Annotated in this window: 11 protein-coding genes; 1 reads left to right on the top strand and 10 read right to left on the bottom strand. The window is 35.0% G+C overall.

All coding sequences use genetic code 11. The annotated features are described in order from the left end of the window. Window positions 1-311 precede the first annotated feature (311 nt). On the bottom strand, window positions 312-1,169 hold the full coding sequence (locus ACY0M5_RS16020) for a PPK2 family polyphosphate kinase (protein ID WP_461629817.1): 858 nt from the start codon (window positions 1,167-1,169) through the stop codon (window positions 312-314). 206 nt (window positions 1,170-1,375) lie between these two features. Between ACY0M5_RS16020 and ACY0M5_RS16015 the strand changes: the two genes are divergently transcribed. After that, window positions 1,376-4,417 (top strand): hypothetical protein, encoded by a 3,042-nt coding sequence (locus ACY0M5_RS16015; RefSeq protein ID WP_461629816.1) that lies wholly within the window; start codon window positions 1,376-1,378, stop codon window positions 4,415-4,417. A 75-nt stretch (window positions 4,418-4,492) separates the two neighbouring features. Here the strand turns inward: ACY0M5_RS16015 and ACY0M5_RS16010 are convergent, their stop codons facing one another. The 9 genes from ACY0M5_RS16010 to ACY0M5_RS15970 form a co-directional block, all read right to left on the bottom strand. Next, window positions 4,493-5,215: a hypothetical protein gene (locus ACY0M5_RS16010; RefSeq protein ID WP_461629815.1), complete on the bottom strand. Its 723-nt coding sequence runs from the start codon at window positions 5,213-5,215 to the stop codon at window positions 4,493-4,495. Window positions 5,216-5,354: 139 nt separating this feature from the next. Then, window positions 5,355-6,458 (bottom strand): lipid II:glycine glycyltransferase FemX, encoded by a 1,104-nt coding sequence (locus ACY0M5_RS16005; RefSeq protein ID WP_156196587.1) that lies wholly within the window; start codon window positions 6,456-6,458, stop codon window positions 5,355-5,357. Window positions 6,459-6,619: 161 nt separating this feature from the next. Then, window positions 6,620-7,189, bottom strand: coding sequence for a hypothetical protein (locus tag ACY0M5_RS16000; protein ID WP_461629814.1), 570 nt, complete (start codon window positions 7,187-7,189; stop codon window positions 6,620-6,622). Window positions 7,190-7,898: 709 nt separating this feature from the next. After that, complete coding sequence (locus ACY0M5_RS15995) at window positions 7,899-9,521, bottom strand: alpha-L-fucosidase (RefSeq protein WP_461629813.1); 1,623 nt, start codon at window positions 9,519-9,521, stop codon at window positions 7,899-7,901. A 765-nt stretch (window positions 9,522-10,286) separates the two neighbouring features. Beyond that, on the bottom strand, window positions 10,287-10,802 hold the full coding sequence (locus ACY0M5_RS15990; RefSeq protein WP_156196590.1) for a DUF3124 domain-containing protein: 516 nt from the start codon (window positions 10,800-10,802) through the stop codon (window positions 10,287-10,289). A 483-nt stretch (window positions 10,803-11,285) separates the two neighbouring features. Then, on the bottom strand, window positions 11,286-12,512 hold the full coding sequence (locus ACY0M5_RS15985; protein ID WP_461629812.1) for an alpha/beta hydrolase-fold protein: 1,227 nt from the start codon (window positions 12,510-12,512) through the stop codon (window positions 11,286-11,288). A gap of 507 nt (window positions 12,513-13,019) precedes the next feature. Beyond that, entirely contained in the window at window positions 13,020-13,643 is a 624-nt protein-coding gene (locus ACY0M5_RS15980) for a helix-turn-helix domain-containing protein (RefSeq protein ID WP_461629811.1), read from the bottom strand. A gap of 667 nt (window positions 13,644-14,310) precedes the next feature. Further along, entirely contained in the window at window positions 14,311-15,534 is a 1,224-nt protein-coding gene (locus tag ACY0M5_RS15975; protein ID WP_461629810.1) for a DUF3825 domain-containing protein, read from the bottom strand. Between the two features lie 186 nt (window positions 15,535-15,720). Beyond that, a complete protein-coding gene (locus ACY0M5_RS15970) occupies window positions 15,721-17,727 on the bottom strand; it encodes a DUF4365 domain-containing protein (RefSeq protein ID WP_461629809.1) in 2,007 nt (668 codons plus the stop codon). Window positions 17,728-18,295: the final 568 nt, after the last annotated feature.

Below are 18,295 nucleotides of genomic sequence, written 5' to 3'. Positions count from 1 at the left end.
GTTCGCAACAACCTGATTGTTTTGCATATTTAGAAAGGCAAAGGTCTGCATAGAAATCGAATTATGCAAATCAAATAAGACTCAAATTTCAGGTGATTTGTTAATCCGACCGAGTTGGATATCTGATGGAGTTAACGCTGCCAGGAGCTTCGAACTCATATCACTTAAATCAATCATTAGGTTTGACATGACTTCAGTTTTTAGTTAACTGACTACTAAGTACCGGTTACTAATTACTTTTTCGATTAATGAACTAAATAAAAATAGAAGAGTTTTGATTGTTCAAAGAGGTAGTAAGCGAATTCGGCTTATTAATCGTTTTCGAGTTGCTTTTTAAATTCATCTAAATGAGATAAAGTTTCTTCGTCGAGGCTTGGTTCCACCATGTCTTTGTAAGATTGCAGGTTTTGAAGTATTGTTTCAGCTACAATCAATCTGGCAGTTGCTTTATCGTCTGCAGGAACAACGTACCAGGGAGCAAAGTCTTTTGATGTACGATTAATAGCATCTTCGTAACATTCCTGATAAGCACTCCACGATTTTCGTTCTTTTAAATCATCTTTGGAAAACTTCCAGTTTTTTTCTTTTCGGCGAAGTCTTCGAAACAATCTCTTTTTCTGTTCGTCTTTTGAGAGGTGTAAAAAGAATTTTAAAATAATGGTACCACTCTCGGCAATGTGCTCTTCAAAATTTATTATCCGTTCCATGCGCTTGTGATAAAAGGCATCGTCCAAATCGTTAAGACTGGTCACCGAAGGAATGTTTTCACCCAAAATATATTCCGGGTGTACCCGTGTAACCAAAACATTTTCGTAATGGGTGCGGTTAAAAACACAAATTTTGCCCCTTTGCGGCAACGCAATGTAATGCCGCCATAAAAAATCATGTTTTAATTCTGCAGAAGTAGGAGCTTTAAAACTATGTACCACAACACCTCTGGCGTTTACATCTTTAAACACTTCTCTCACTAAACTATCCTTTCCGGATGTGTCCATTCCCTGCAGGCAAATAAGCATATTGTATTTTCCATGCGCATACATAGTGTCCTGCAATTCGCTGATTTTTCTGCGGATGTGTTTTAGCTTTTCTTTAGCACCTTCAATTTCTTTGAACGTGTCTGTTTGTGCTAAGCTTATTTTTTTTGAGATTTTATATTGATCGATATTCATAGGGAAGTTTATATTCAATTAAAAATAAGTATTTTTAGTGGCTTATAAAATTAATATTTATTTGGAATTGTGAGCTTACATGTACTGTTTTGGTGGTGTTCAGTTTAATTGTTATTCTTTGTGCATGGCTTTGTTGATTTGAATCAATATTATAAATTTTCCCGATACTATTTTAAAAGTACAATCAATATTATTACTCTTTTGATATGATGAAATTTGTTAGAATATGTTTTGTTTTCTTTTGTTTGATAACAACTTACAGCCTTGCCAAGGGGCAATATTTTAGTACGGGACAAGACCCTGCTTCCATAAACTGGAAACAAATTAATACGAAGGATTTTCAAATTATATTTCCTGAAGGTTACGAACAAAAGGCCGGATATATGGCAGCCATTTTTCAGGATTTACTCTTAAAGGGAGGGAAGGATCTCCAACATCAACCTAAAAAGTTTTCTGTTGTAGTGCATACCCAAAGTGCAACCACAAATGGTATGGTAGCTTGGGCTCCGAAGCGAATGGATGTTTATAATACTTCTGCACCCGATAATGATGCTCAGGTTTGGATTGATCATGTAACCACTCATGAATTCCGGCATGTTATTCAGATGGATAAATTAGAACAAGGATTTACGCGCTTTTTGAACTATGTATTTGGTCAGCAATCTACCGTAGTTGTGGTTGGGCTGTATTTGCCTCCCTGGTTTTTGGAAGGCGATGCGGTTTGTACTGAAACTGCTTTAAGCGAATCGGGGCGGGGACGCCTGCCGTTTTTCGAGCAGGAACTGCGGGCTCAATTGATTGAAAAAGGAAATCATTCTTACGATAAGGCAATCAACGGATCGTATCAGGATTATGCAACCGATCGTTACAAATTGGGTTACTATTTGGTGGGTAAAGCAAGAATACATTACGGAGATGAATTGTGGGAAAAAACACTGAATAGAGTTGGGCGAAGACCTTTAGGGATTACCAGTTTTGCTGATGGAATTAAGCAGGGAATGAATGGGAAACGGGATGCTGTATTCGATTCGTTATCAGAAAAACAAAAAGAGATTTTTGCCAAAGGAATAAAGGTAGAGGATATTGATTGGGAACAGGTAAAAGAGAAAAATACCCGGGCCGACGGCAAGCTGATGTTGTATTACGATACCATGAAGGAATTGCAATGGGAATGGGAAGTCCAGGATGCTCAATTGAATTTGACTGATTTTGTGCCATTGGCAAATCGTGAGGGAATATATACCAACAAACGCTTTCCCCATGTTAACGAATCGGGTGAAGTAATTGTACTGAAAGAAGGTTTGGCTGATGCTGCTTATTTTGAGAAAATCAGTAAAGAAGGAAAACAAGAGAAATTGTTCGTGCCCGGATACGATTTTAATACAGGGTTTGACTACAAAAACGGAAAACTGATTTGGTCGGAACGGAAAGAGCATTTGCGTTGGGAAAAAGCCGATAAAAGTGTTTTGGTAATTTATGATACCAAATCAAAAAAGAGAAGCAAAATTAACAACAAAAACTCTTTGTTTGCACCGGCTTTTTCAGAGGATGGGAAGCAGATTGCAGCAGTGGAAACAGATGAATTGGGTGATAATCATCTGGTAATAATCGATGCTGAAAGTAAGCTGATCGAACAACGAATTGATGCTGGAAAAGGTGAGTTTATTTTATCACCAAAGTGGGATGGGAACCAATCGATAGTATGCATTTTATTGAATAAAAAAGGAAAGAAATTGGTATCTCTCGATGTAAATACAGGAAACAGAACCTGCTTGTTTTCTTCAGGGAAACAGGACATATCTCAGTTAGAGGTAAGCCATGACCATATCTTTTTTACAGCCGGTTTTACAGGAATCGATAATGTGTTTGCTTTTGATAAATCGAGTGGAAAAGTTTATCAGGTAACATCATCAAGGTTTGGTGCACGCGATCTGCATGCGAATGGTAATCAACTTTACTATTCCGATTACACATCCGATGGCTATTTGCCTGTAAAGACAGATTACCGGGTTAGTAATTGGAAAGAGTGGGAGGGTGATTATTCGTCATTCCCATTAGCGGAAAGTCTATCTGAGCAATCGGGTGTAAAGTTATCTCCCGACACAACAAATTTGGGCCGTTTCGAGGTGAAGAACTATTCGAAATTGGGTCATTTGTTCAATTTTCATTCCTGGGCACCTCTGTTTATCGATGGACTGGAACAGGAATCTGATATTGGCGTATCTGTGGCTTCTCAAAATAAGTTGAGTACTTTGTTGACTACCGTAGGGTATAAGAAAGAACAGGGCTATAAAAACGGGCAGTTTTATGTGAACATGTCTTATCAGGGATGGTTTCCAATTATCGACTCAAAACTGACTGTGGGGAATAAGGAAGCGCAGTTTGCGATGGAGGCAAATAGAATATCACCTCCTCAGAAAGACACAATCTTAGTGTATCGCACATTAAAACAATGGGGATGGGAGAATAGTATCAAGTTGCCGTTCGATCTTTCAGGAGGAAAATATTCCACACGCATTATCCCTAAGGTAACCTACAATTTGGCAAAGCTGGCCAATATAAAATATACTCCTTTGGCTACTACCCAAACGAATTCATTAGGATTAGGGGAGTATGATTTTGGCGGTAAAAATATTACTCAGGAGATCATGGAGTATCAGATTTTTGCCTATAACATTGCAAAAACGGCTCCGCGCGATGTGCAGTACCAATGGGCACAAGTATTGGAACTTAACTTTAGACACACACCATTTGGCGATTCAAAACTGGGTGAAACATGGTCGGCCGAAGGGCACTTGTATTTCCCTGGATTTGTGAAGCATCATGGTATTAAATTGTATGGCGGATACCAAAACCGTTCCAGCTACAATTCCCGTTTTTCAAATATGATTAAAAGTCCGCGAGGAATGACTGATATTTATGGTAAGGATATTTTTTCGACAGGCTTTGATTATGCATTGCCTCTGTTTTATCCAGACTGGAATATGGGACCATTGGCCTATTTTAAACGAGTAAAGATGAACGCTTTTGTAGATTACGGATATCAGAAAGGAAAAGTATCAGATGTAAATCAGAATCTATTTGCCTATAATGATGCATTCACATCTTTTGGTGCTGAGCTAAGTACCGATTTGCATGTACTTCGCTTTTCGGCTCCTGTCGATTTGGGTATTCGTGTCGGATATGAGGATCAAACGGGTAGCATGTTTGCTAATTTGTTGATATCCTTTTCGTTGAGTGCGTTTTAGCAGAGGGTGATCCGGAATGGTTGAACTTGAATAAGCGTATGCAAATACGGCTGTAAATGTGAGTAATTGTTCCGGTCAATACCAATCAATAGTTTGCTTGAAACAAACTGTATCCGATTGGTTTCCAACAGGCAAAATTATTTGTATTTGACTTGCCTTTGTTTCAATTGGGAAAAGTATTTTGCCACCAATTGTCTTATTGGGAGGCAAGGTTGTTTTCAGCAATGCCTTGTTCTCCAAAAAATCAATATTCGCAGCAATTGATTTTAATTCACTTTCCTTTTCTTTGTTCCAGGCAAGCTCTTTCTCTTCCCGGGTTTCATAGTTTTCATCATCTGTATCGATCCCAAAAATAAGATTAATTGAGCCTTCAATTAATCCATCGGTTAGTATATCTCCAATACTCTTATCTTTTAAGCTATATGGATTTTTTGCAGCGATTAAGTTTGTCTTGTTTTCCCGCATTTGTTCAAGTGCTGCATCCGGATTGACACATTGCACATGTATTTGATCTGTAGAAACGTAATTTTTTGGATAAACAGGACAATATGTAAATTGTGAGGGATCAATAATCAGGCTATCTGCTGAGGTGTTTTTGAATTGCACATCGAACACCATTTGCCGTTGAAACATTCCATCGGGAGTCATTTGTAATTCGTACGAATCACTTTGCAGTATAGTTCTTCTCAATTCCTTGTTTATGGGCTTTACGTTTAATTGTTTGATGTTATAGACTCCCTGATGAGCACATCCCGTTAGCAGAAAGAACAGGATGAGGGCAAGGCTGTTTGTATTCATTGTGATTTGGTTTAATGTAGATGTCGTAAGCATGTTAATCTTTACTTTCATATCTTACGACAATTATCTGCACGCTCACACGTACTATGCTTGGCAACTATTCTTAGTATCCATAGCTGAGAAAATACATAAACACAAATTATTTTTTGATCTCTTGTACCCGATATAAATTATACAACTTTTTATTGTACGGATAATCCCAACATCCCATTCTATGGTATATATTTCCACCAAATCCTTTTTTGTAAATATGTACTCCATGTAAAGGATGAGCCTGATTTAAGTTAGGAGCAGAACCAAACATATCATATTCAGAACATCCCCATTCTTTTGCAATTCGTATCGACTCCCATTGCAAAGAATAGCTTGCCATTAAGTTATTTTTACAGGATGTAGATGCTCCATATAAATATGTCCCCCGTTTTTTTGATAAAACCAAAAACATTGATGAAAGAAAACTACCGCCAAAATCAGCCATTAACATTTTAACGCTTACTCCTTTTTTACTGTTGTCCTGATTTTTTAATATGGCCGCAAAGTATTCTTGATTTTGCAACGGCATGTTATGACGCATAGCTGTTTCTTGATACAATTTATACCATTGTCCAATATGGTCAATACCATATTCAAGTACTCTGATTCCTTTCTTATTTGCTTTTTTTACGTTATACCTAGTATTGTATCTCATATTATTGAGCAAATCCTGGTCTTTTAAAGTCAAATCAAGAAAAAAGGTATTTTTTGGCAAATTGTCCTCTATGCTTTTGTGCAAATTCCAATTAGCCGTATTAAAATTTAGTCGGTATTCCTGAGTTGCACTTGGTGGTGGTCCTATCCAATTTCCATGATTGTCAAAATACTCCTCTTCAAGTGCCCACTGGTTCTCCCAAATCAAATCGTAACGAATAAAAATGCAGTTTGGTGGAAGAAATGGTTTTATAGATTCAGATAATTGTTCTAAAAATAATCCTTGATTTTCAAATGCAGGTTCTAATTTTGGCCCGTATGGGATGTATGCAAAACAATTAACATTATCTACGTACTTGATTAAAACCAATAAATCTTCACTTTTTTTTTCCAAAGAGTTAGCTGTGCTAAATAATAAATCTTTTGAGATTGTCAACTCAAATCCCTTTGGAATAAATCCTTGATTTCTTTTTACGCGTGCCCAGAAAGGAGTTTGAGGTAATATATTTGTAGTCTTAAATTCTTCAATATCTTTCTTCTCTAAATTACAAATCATCCTTTTTTTGTTACAAAATTAAATAATTAAATACTTAATATGAAACGCCCGTGAAAGGAATTTGTGACATACACAGGAGGATGATTATTCCAGTATGGTAATCCCGAGCTTTCGAAACCATATCACCACTCATCCTAGGTTTGTGATTTATTCAATCTTTATCAATCCTGAAATTTTATCTTGTATTTGCAACTATCATCTCCTCTTCTAATTGATGAAATAACTTCTGCCGATGCAGGAATCCCGGCGACAGTAGAAAACATTTTTTCAGCAAATCCCTCAGAACAAAAACACATTGCAGATGAATTAATTCCTTTTTCATAATTCGAAATTGGACAAACACAATGGTTCTTATTTTCGTCTGCAATTAATGTTTTAGTAGTTTTATTGTAATCAATCTTCCAATTCCATTTATCCTCAATAAAATTAATGAATTTGTCTAAATCACCGATATAATTGGATAGCATTTCATCCATTTTCAGGTTGTTATAATGTACAATAGATGATTTTTTTAGAACTCCTCTTATTAACTCTTTATCTATTTCTATATCTAAGTTTGATAGTACATTCGATATCCATTCTTGAATTAATTGATTGCCTTCATTTTGACTTGTTGTTTCGGTATTTGTGTTGTAGTTACCCTTAGCTGTTAGCATAATAGAACTAAATCCGCATAGACAAGTTCCAGATACACAAAGTTTTTTGATGAAGTCTTTTCTACTTGTTGACATGTTTTCTCTTTTTTTTAATGTGAGCTATAATAATTTCAGGAATTCTCAATTTGACTTAACATGACGTTTAACGGTAAATTTTAGAAGTAGAGGCAAATTTCGTAGTAATTTCCTATCAAACCACTACGCTGTTTGAGCGGACTACAAACCTTGATATTTACACATCACCTGCCATTACTTATACAAAGTGTGTGTGCCTTGAATGGTAAATTTAGTAAAAGTTCTTTTATGTTGTTAAGTTTTATAGAAAGCAAGTATAGAGGGTGCAAGTCTCTTATGCACTGGGGTGATTCCTTGGAAGTATTAGAGCAGGAGGTTGGGTCGTGGAGAAGCTCTCATGAACGCCAGAAATAACACACATGGTGAATAGTCCAATTTTGAGAACGACTATTATTCTGGAAAGGTTGCTGAAACGCGGTTATGAATCTATGCCCGACATTTACAAACAAATCACGCCTAATAAACGTGATTCCTTATTCCCCATAACTTAATGAACCGCCGAATACGAGATCTGCATGGTTCATGCTGAGCTTGCGAAGTATCCGGTGGAGTGAAAGCCTCTCCCTGCTAGTGATTACTAGCGGGACGGGCTATTCAATTAGGCACTGACGGTTTAATTCTCCAGCATATTTATACTGTTGTCAATCCATTGTTGTATCAAGGTCACAGTGGATTTTTTAATTGGTAATAACCTTAAGAAATATTGATATTATTGGATTTTAAATGCAATAGGAGCAATTAAATCCATTTTATCAGGAAGTGTAATACTTAATCCTTCTTTATCAAATTTATATGAAATAATATTCCCTCCGAGCATCTCGACTTGATCAAATTTTTTGCTGTAATATTGGTTATTAGGCGACAATGATTTAATCATTACCTCCTGTCCTTTGTTAGGTAGTTCCATGACCACAGCATAAAGAACATCTCCTTTTTGGGTAAACCTGATATCTTCTGAAGTGTAAGGTTCTCCTTTACCTTCATTAAATCCCTGTGCATTAATGGGATTTGCATTTTCTGCATTTGGTCCTTCACCATAAATTTGCCAAGGACGGGTTTCGAAAATACATTCGCTGTTAATATCCATCCATTTTGTAATATTCTCCACAACTTTCAATTCCTTTTCATCAATAGAACCATCGCCGCGAACAGGAATATTCAGTAAAAGATTACCATTTTTACTGACAATATCGACCAATAATTGCATGACTGTTTTTGCTGACTTGTATCCACCTCGGTTGTATATCCCGCGGTCGTAGTGCCAACCTCCAATACATGTGCACGATTGCCATGGTTTCTCCTGAATAGTATCAGGTGCACCACGCTCTACATCCCAAACCATGCATTCTTTTTGTTCATCGGAAAGTATTTTACCAAAAAGAACAGCCTCCAGTTTACCCTCATGTCGTTTACTGTTTGAGTTATAATAATGTGCAGCTATTTCAAGTCCAACATTACTTACAGGCCATAATGGTAATGCGGTGTCATCAAAATAAATTAGGTCGGGATTAAACTGGTTAATCATGTCGACAGTACGATTATAAAAATTTAAGCAATATTCCTCTGAAGGAGGAGTAGCACCATTTTCCCAATTCCATTGTTTATGAATGCTTCCAATATTGGCACTCTCAGCACTTAACAGGTGATTTTGAGCATATAAATTTTGAGGATCCAGGCCTTCCCACCATTTACCTTTGCCATCTTCTTTCGTCAATTTTCCATCATAAGGAATGCCTGCATATTCTCCTTCGCTATCAGCCATCTGAGATGACTCATACCACCTCCAGGCATGAGCTGAATGAATACTCACTCCAAAGGGAAGATTATTATTTTTGGCAGCTTTAGCCCAACCTGCCAATATATCTTTTTGGGGGCCAATAGCAACAGAATTCCATTCCTGATATTTACTGTCCCACAAATCAAGATTATCATGATGGTTCCCCATTGCAAAAAAGTATTTTGCGCCAGCTCGTTTATATAAAGCAACTAATTTTTCAGGATCCCACTTCTCAGCTTTCCATTCATTTATAACGTCTTTAAAACCGAACTCGGATGGATGACCATAATGCTCCAAATGGTATTTATATTGCCAATGCCCCTGAGAATACATATGTCTTGCATACCAATCTCCGGCTTCGGGTTGACATTGGGGACCCCAGTGTGCCCAGATACCAAATTTGGCATCACGAAACCATTCAGGTATTTCGTACTGTTTTAAAGATTCCCAATTAGGTCCAAACTTTCCTGTCTGCATTTTTTCTTTTACATTCTCTTTACATGAAATCGTTGAGATAATGCAAATGAATATTATAATAATACCTTTCATTTTCATGATTCATTCATTTTAAAATATTTAGTAGCCATGTTATTTTATCGATTAAGTTTCATTGTGCACGGATCGCCACTTGTGACTAACGGATTTTGGCTATGAAGCGTGGCTCGTGTTGCGCCCACGGCAAGCCAATGATTCATAAGTCAATGTGTGCTTTGAGTGGTAAATTTAGTAAAAGTCCTTTTATGTAGTTAATTATTATGAAAGAAAGTCCAGAGGGGGCAAGTCCCTTATGCACTGGGGTGACTCCTGGAAGCATTAGTCCCGAGGCCTCGGGAGCAAGGTAGTTTGATGAGCCATGGATAGTTGGGCTCCTGCGAAGCCTTTTCAAATACCTTACTATAAATGATTTTATGAGTCATCGCTCTACGGCGAAGTCTTAATGAATACCTTATTGTGAAATTATTTTATGAATAAATCCGCTTGGTTTATGCTGAGTTTGCGAAGTATCCGGTGGCGTGAGAGTTTTTCCGCTAGACTAATAACCTAGTGGCTGGTACTCGATTGTGTACCGTTATTACTTAATTCATAAAAAATAGTATGGTGTTAATTAATTCTTTCATATGATTATAATTTTAAGTTTTTGTCATATGGAACTTACCATATAATCATCTCCCTGTGTGTCAAAATCGCTTTGACATGGACGTTTCATATGATTATAATTTGTTTTTTAATTGCCATATGGTCCCGAAAGCTTTCGGGATTACCATGCTGAGATAATCATCTCCCTGTGTGTCAAAATCGCTTTGGCATGGACGTTTCATATTATTCAAATATCGGTACTCCTCTTGTTGTGAATGATAATCCTTGTTGACCATATGTTGAAATCATTACAGCCTCAAACAATGGCGGATTTTTATCATTTATTTTTGCCCAGTCAAAAACGAAATTTGCTCCTGAACCTCCCTCGATATCTTGTTCTTCTATTATTATTTCTAAGGTTTCTAGAGGTTTTAAATAAATGGGGTTTTTAATATACTGTCTAATGTTTTCTCCAATGGTATTAAAATAATCAGCTTTTAAAATATAAACTGAATCGGTTAGTGAAATATTTCGAATACCAACAGTAATTGTAAGGTCAAATGTCCTATGCTCGTGAACATGATATATATGAGAGTAAACAGGGAGATAGGTTTTCCCCTGAAAATAGTCCTCAAAGTTGTCGATATTAGTTTGTTTACTTTTCCAGTCAGCCTGCTTAATCGGATATTTATCGGTTTCCTTTCCACTACAAGCATTAATAATCAATGCGATAGCTAATATTTTAAATATATTTCTCATTTATATAAGTTTCTATTTCTTGGTCATAAATTTACAATAAATTTTCATGTATGAAGTTCTGCCTAATGGCACACAACGGCAGTCTGTCTAAAAACTCATTTGACTACCCATTTAGGATCTAAATATAGCGGTTTTTAAGGATATTTAACCAGTACAAAGGCTTTAAGCGTAGCAACGCGAAAGCTGTGAGATGGTTAAGGCGTATCTGTAATTGTTATCCCAATCTATTTTATCATTGGACATTAGGTTATCAGTTGACCTAAGATTGAATTGACTGCATAATAAGAGCCGTATGAAACGAAGTTCGGCGAAGCCAATTGAGAGATTTATTGCCTGTCCCGATTTTTTTCGGGATACGGTTCTGTGAGAAGTTAGGGGTGAATTGAAAATCGACGAAGTCAAATTCCCCTAGCTTACTCGACTAGCTTCCGTATTTAATTCATATTTAGTTAAAATGAGCAATTTTAATAATAGACCTGACAATTATTTTGATTGTAATAGATTGTTCAACTTTCTTTGTACATTCTCTGTCTCTTCAATTTCAAGGGATTTCTCATAAAATGTGATTGCCATTTCTGCTTTACCCTGGTTGCGATAGCAATCTCCCATAGCATCATATACTCGAAAACTGTTTGGGTAATTCTTGACATTTAGATCATACAGCGCAGATGCTTTGTCATACTGTTGCTCAGACATTATAATGTTTCCAAATCGGTTGATGGTGGTTTCTGGTGGCAAAAAGGTATAGCCAAAGTGATCAGAGATGTTTTCAAAGTGCATAGTGATTGTATCCATCAATTCCTGTACCCCTATATCTGTCCCTTCCTGAAACAAAAACTCCTCATCAAAATTATACCATTCGAACAAGGACCGAAGCGCATCATAGATGGCAATAAAAGGCACGCCATTATGATTGTCATTTGGGTAAAATCTCCAATCAAAATTAAGTCCAGATGATTTAGAGCAAATTTGATTGAACTGCAAGATCGTTCTCATGTGTTCAGATGATTTCAAGGTATCATTTACAACCGAGCTTAGATCTAAGCCCTTTGGAAGCCTGTTAGCTACTGCTAAGTAGAGGGACTTTCTATCAAATCTTTCATTTTTTAATATTTGGCTTGCCTCTTTAAAGAAGTTCATATGATCCCATTTGATGCTTGGGTCAATTGTTACGTAGTTATCAAAAAACTCAGAATGGTGAATTAAGGTATTAAGCACAAATAAACCTCCCCAGGAATGACCAATAAGTGTACGATAGGGTGTAGTAGGATATTTTTCATCAATATAAGGGACCAACTCCTTTTCCAAAAAGTCAGAGAAATTTTCGGCTCCCCCTGAATTTGGGAGATAAGATACTTGACTCGGGGTTAAATCTCTTATTCGATTGACATTTGGAATCGCTACAACAATCATTTCAGGAAGAATGGTATTGCCATTGGACACACTTAGCTGATGAAGCATACCTACCGTTGAGTAAAAATGGGCTCTTCCATCAAGAACATACAAAACCGGAAATTTCTTTTGTGAATCTTCAGCACTTCTTGGTATGGAAATCCATATTGGTCTATTCTCTTTAAGTATTGCCGAATAAATGCTATCGACAATCCCTATTCTTATTTCATTTTCTCCTAATCCAATTGTCGGGGTTTGAGCATAAGTATTAAAAACCAATAGAAATAGGATACTGCTAATTATTAGTATTTTCTTCATAATTTTTATAGTAGCCAACGTCAGTCTGTCTAAAAACAAATCAAACTGCTGGATTGAATTTTAAATATAGCGGTTTTAAGGATACATAAAAATTGAAAATGCTTTTATTTGGAAATAGAATTGAGGCTCTTATTTGGGCGACACTTAACTTTAATAGCAGTATTAATTCAAGAAAACAGGATAAAAGACGGTGCATAAAACCCGTGTTTTATTACCTACATCATCGTCTGATAAAGTGGATATTGAACAAATACAAAGGCTTTAAGCGTAGCAAGGTGAAAGCTGTGAGATGGTTAAGGCGTATCTGTAATTGTTATCCCAATCTATTTTATCATTGGACATTAGGCTATCAGTTGACCTAAAATTGAATTGACTGCATAATAAGAGCCGTATGAAACGAAGTTCGGCGAAGCCAATTGAGAGATTTATTGCCTGTCCCGATTTTTTTCGGGATACGGTTCTGTGAGAAGTTAGGGGTGAATTGAAAATCGACGAAGTCAAATTCCCCTAGCTTACTCGACTAGCACCTGTTTTTTTTCCATTCTTTTTGTAGGCTATTACCAATAGAATTGTTGCAATTACAATTATAAATAAACCTGGTCGCAATTCAATAGCCTGTCTATGACTCCACCCCCAAAAGCCTATTAAGTATAGAACTAAACACACTAATTGAACTATAATATATTTACTTTTATTTTTTATTAGTTCAAGTGAATTACCAATTACAATTAATCCAAGAGAGATACTGGTAATACTTAGAATCCAATTATGAAAATGATAATCATTTAAAAAAGTATATCCCGTCCAGCCAGTAAATGCTCTGTATGTTTTTTCTCCATCAACGAACATTTTAAAATGTCTAATCCATCCCAAAAAAGTGCTAATAATTATCAATAATGTCAAAAACGAAGACCATATCAAGTACTTGTTTATCACAGATTTGTTTTGTTCAATAACCTCGATGTCTAAAACTTCAAATATTAAGTCAAGAGTTTTTCTTCTTGGTGTAGCTTCATTATTTTCTATTCGTTGAATTGTTCTCAAATTCACTTTTGCTTGTTCCGCTAAATCATCCTGAGTCAAACCTTTTTTTAATCTTCTTTCCTTTATTCTTTTTCCAATTTCTTTCATGAATCTTAAAATTTAATTATTCAGGTAAAAGTATTCATCAAGTCCTCAATTTGTAGCGATTTCTATACGACATTTTTACGGCATTTACTGATTTATACGGATTTTGCTTCAAATTGGTGCTAACGGTAAATTGTATGAGTAGTGGCAGATTGCGTGGTAGTTTCCTGTCAAACCGCTACGCAGTTTGAGCGGGCTAAAAACCTTAATATTTAGCAATTTCCCTGCCATTACTTATACAAAGTGAGTGTGCCTTGAATGGTAAATTTAGTAAAAGTCCTTTTATGTAGTTAATTATTATGAAAGAAAGTCCAGAGGGGGCAAGTCCCTTATGTGGGGTTACTCCTGGAAGCATTAGAGCAGGTGGTTGGGCTGCGGCGAAGCCATCATGAACGTCAGAAATAACAAACATGGTGAATAAAGTCCAATTTTGAGAACGACTATTACTCTGGAAAGGTTGCTGAAACGTGGTTATGAATCTATGCTCGACATTTACAAACAAATCACGCCTGTTCGACGTGATTCCTTATTCCCCATAACTTAATCCCGATTCCTCGGGACTGTATACGAGACCCGCTTGGTTTATGCTGAGCTTGCGAAGTATCTGGTGGTGTGAAAGCCTCTCCCTGCTAGTGATTACTAGCGGGGCGGGCTATTCGATTGTGCACAGTTATTCGTTTTCGTCATTTTCAACATCAGAATCTGTTTCAATTTTCTCTGCTATTAACCAATCACTATCAGGTCTTGTAATTAGTCTGGCATTACTATAAGCCCAAGCTAATGGTAATATGGTATGACCTAAATAACTACCTGACTGTGTTTTCTCGGTTACAAGAGCTAAGTCAATTATTTCATCATCAATAAGTGATAGAGGAAGAAGTAGTGACATTTTATTATTTGAAGGGTAGTACATTGGAATTGCAGTCTTAAAATTCCATTGAACTCTTTTTAATGCTAAATCCAAACTATCTGCAAATCTATTTTTTATTGTTCTAAATTTTTTACTGTCATTTTCAATTGCATCAGCTAATGATTTGAAATATTTACTTTTTTCAATAGTATCCATATTCGCAGTCTCCCTAAAGAGAAAACCTGAGGGTTTATTCTCTTCTAAAAATTCTAATGGTAATCTAGAGACATTGTCAATAATGATGTGGTTCCAATTCATCTGAGGTTCAGGAGCCTCCATGTCATAAATCAATTCGGAAGATGAATTGAAAAATTGGGCTCTCTCTGGAAGTGGATTAAAATTACTTGCTAGAATTTTGCCGGCTTTACCAACACCAGAAATGCAAAATTCATGAAAAAACCATTCCTGTTTTCCCTGAACTTTATTCTTTTCAAAAAGGGCATAAATTGGTTCATATAAATTATTCACTAACCCAGTATTAAAAGCAGCATATTGTTCATTCGTTTTTATTTTTCCTGATTCTTTTGACAATCTAAAAAAAGTATAAGTCAGATACTTACTTAAAATAGGGAAAGGATATGTTGGATTTTGACTTTTATAATACCATCTTTCTTTTAATGCAATGTTTTTTAAATCAAGAACTGCTTGTCTAAAATCTCCCATCCATGCCCATTGTAATAAATTACTTGGAATTGAGTCGCCTCTAGTTTGATGTTTTCTTGATATTGATTTTTTTGAAGGGCTGATATTCTGAATAATTCTTGCATAAAAAACAGGAACTTGATTTGAAGTGTCTTTTTTCAATTCAATATTCTCAGAATACTCTTCTATTAATTCTCTAAGCTTTAAATATCCTAAAGCTTTATAGTTTACTCCTAAATCATTTAGTGGTTTACCAACTAATGCTAAATCAGTCCAACCATCTTGATTTTTATTTGAATCAACTACTTGAATTAGATTTTGTAAGATTTCTGTATTATTCATCTATGTGGTTTTAGGTTTGCAGTCTGTTTTGTTTAATTGTGCACAACGGTTGGTACATGTTGCGGAGCGGATTTCGGAGCGCGTTCCAGTCCGCACGGACGGAACGATGATGCGAGAGCCGCAGTTACAATACCGCACCAACCCCGCTCTGAAATATGTACTTTGTTATAGCTAGTTTTTTTGTAACTAACATTTGTGATAATCAAACATAGATAAAAGATGTTTTACGTCTTTATTTTGAATTGTCTGAAATCCACATTTTTTGCATCTAATTATGTGGGATGGAACAGTTTCATAATAAGTTTCTATTTTTTGAGTGTGTCTTAAATCTTGTAATAATTCTAAATTTTCAGATTGTCTATTATCGTAAAAATATTTTTGACTTTTCATGTCAGCTATTATATTTTCCTTTCGCTCTATAGGCAATTTTAAAGCCTTTAGAATTTTGTCTGCTGATATGTCAAAGTCACTTTCATTAATATAAAAGTCGTTTTTTGAATCTTCTTTATTTTTATCATTAAAAGCTTCTAAAACAATTGACTTATACTCAGGCAAGTGTAAGTATTTTTCTATAAGCATTATTTGTTTTTCAATTTCTCCCAATTCATTTAGTATTGTTTGGTTATATAGTTTTTGAAACAATGCAGTAAGTTCATAAGCAATAGTAATGGCATTGTATGCATCTTTATTTCTCGCCATATTCCGAAAGATATCATAAGCATTAAATGCATAGTTTATATTTCTTTCATAAATACTTTTGATTCCATCATCCATTTGGGGTACTTGATTCTCAAGCAAAGCAATATTGAATCTCAGCGTGAAAAAGAAATGCGATAAATTATATAGTGAATTTGCCTTAAGATAGTCATCACCAGTTTTTTCAGCATATTTCCATGCTTCCATTGATTGTTTTTGAGATAACTCAGTAATGCCAATAGTTAGTTTTGCATCTTCCAATCTTTCTGTAATTGGTGTATATATATTTAGACTTTCTCTTATTTTAAATTCCCCAATTTTTTCTGATATAAGGTTAGTTGCGTAAAAATTGAAATTAAATGTATGGTAATTAATCAGGTGGTATTTTTTCTTTTCGTCAATTTTTGATGCTTTTATGATGGAAAATAGCTCCTCAATCTCTTTAATAATATCATCGCGAAATTCTTTCTTTTTACTTTGTTCAAGTAGTTTAAAATAGATGATATTTACTTCAATTAGAAGTTTATTAAATTCACTTTTTACCCTTTTTTTTTGATTTTTCAGACTTATCAAATATTCATCATAATCCAGTTTGCCTAAAGCAAAATTAACTTTGAAACCAGTAAAGATTTTAATTTCTAATTTTTCAACATTTGAATCATTAAATAACTCATACTTGCTTAAGAAGTAGTCAGCATCAATGAAATTTCCAATTTCACAATTTACAACAGCTGAAAGCAACAGCAAATCACTGGACGTCATTATCTTGCTAAAAGATAAATTGTCAAGCATTGACTGTATTAAAATAAAATCATTGCTATCGATTAAAGTCCAACCATAATCTAATAAACAGTTTTCGATAGTTTCAGGATTATGATAATCAATTTCAGATTGGACAATATTATCTTCGAAAATTGGAATATTGTATTTGGAGGCATTTGCAATATTACATAGTTGAGCATTTTTATGTCTGTCAACCATGAAATTGTAGATGTTTACAATAGAAGATTTGTCAAGGATGTTTTTAGTTGGAATATATATTAGCGGTTTTTTAAAATTTTTCCACTTATCATCTCCATGTAAATCATTTAATCTATAATAAATATTTTCACAATAGTCAAAATAAAGCAATTCTTCTCTTACATCATAAATAATTACTAATCCATATGCAGGAGGTCTCCTAAGGATATAACCAAGACGTGAAGTTTCAAATTGAAGTTTGATATATTCTTTATCATTTTTAGTTACAAACTTATCCTTATCGTTCTTATCAATACTTTTTAATTGGAGAGAGAAATGTTTATTTGAGGCTATATCATATTTTCCCGTAATTTCGTTAAACAAGTTAAGTTCAACATCTTCATCAATTCCAAAATCTGGGACAACAGTTCTACATATAAAACCATTTTTTTGCTTCAGCAAATTCTTAACTGCAATAATTGAATCTTCACAATTCTTTGAATAATCATCTACTATCGGATTATCATTAAATGCCATGGATTTATTTAGTTATTTGATGTAATCTAAGATTATTTCTAAAATATTTTTCTCTTCAAAAAGCCTATTTCCCTGATTTTAAAATTAGCTATAACTTGTTTATATGTGCACTTATTTTTAATATATCAGATAAAAAGGTGCACAATACATGCCATATTGGGGTGTATTGTGCACCTTTTGGTTAAGTCTTGTTCCATAGTTCATCAAGAGGATTCACATTCTGTAGTTTTTCACAGTCGCCTCTAAAAGTAAGCATAAAAAATAAACAGAAAAGTAGCTTCGCTTATTAATTATCAATATAAATAGTGAAGAAAGGATTCGCAGTAAGGGAGTTGTGCCTTGTGTTGCCAGCTTGGCTTTATTAAGGAAAATTGATTTATTTAGGATTTAGTGTTGTTAGTCAGGAATAAATGTCTGTTTGTATGCTGTGAGCTGTTGTGGTGAATTTTTGAGAATCTGATAAATTTAACATTTTTTACAGTTTCCCTCAAAAGCCCTGCAAACAGAAAGTGTGCCGCGGGTTGAAGTGTTTTTATTAGCATAAAAATGGATCTGTTTTACCAATTAT

Origin of the sequence: Labilibaculum euxinicum (assembly GCF_963678175.1) — a bacterium.
GTDB lineage: Bacteria > Bacteroidota > Bacteroidia > Bacteroidales > Marinifilaceae > Labilibaculum > Labilibaculum euxinus.
Note: the sequence above shows the minus strand (reverse complement) of the source record. Positions and strands in the feature narration are given on the sequence as shown.

Bases quoted from the DNA above. Each gene is read 5' to 3' on its own strand.
- ACY0M5_RS16020 (WP_461629817.1), bottom strand. From the start codon at position 1,169: ATGAATATCGATCAATATAAAATCTCAAAAAAAATAAGCTTAGCACAA.
- ACY0M5_RS16015 (WP_461629816.1), top strand. From the start codon at position 1,376: ATGATGAAATTTGTTAGAATATGTTTTGTTTTCTTTTGTTTGATAACA.
- ACY0M5_RS16010 (WP_461629815.1), bottom strand. From the start codon at position 5,215: ATGAATACAAACAGCCTTGCCCTCATCCTGTTCTTTCTGCTAACGGGA.
- ACY0M5_RS16005 (WP_156196587.1), bottom strand. From the start codon at position 6,458: ATGATTTGTAATTTAGAGAAGAAAGATATTGAAGAATTTAAGACTACA.
- ACY0M5_RS16000 (WP_461629814.1), bottom strand. From the start codon at position 7,189: ATGTCAACAAGTAGAAAAGACTTCATCAAAAAACTTTGTGTATCTGGA.
- ACY0M5_RS15995 (WP_461629813.1), bottom strand. From the start codon at position 9,521: ATGAAAATGAAAGGTATTATTATAATATTCATTTGCATTATCTCAACG.
- ACY0M5_RS15990 (WP_156196590.1), bottom strand. From the start codon at position 10,802: ATGAGAAATATATTTAAAATATTAGCTATCGCATTGATTATTAATGCT.
- ACY0M5_RS15985 (WP_461629812.1), bottom strand. From the start codon at position 12,512: ATGAAGAAAATACTAATAATTAGCAGTATCCTATTTCTATTGGTTTTT.
- ACY0M5_RS15980 (WP_461629811.1), bottom strand. From the start codon at position 13,643: ATGAAAGAAATTGGAAAAAGAATAAAGGAAAGAAGATTAAAAAAAGGT.
- ACY0M5_RS15975 (WP_461629810.1), bottom strand. From the start codon at position 15,534: ATGAATAATACAGAAATCTTACAAAATCTAATTCAAGTAGTTGATTCA.
- ACY0M5_RS15970 (WP_461629809.1), bottom strand. From the start codon at position 17,727: ATGGCATTTAATGATAATCCGATAGTAGATGATTATTCAAAGAATTGT.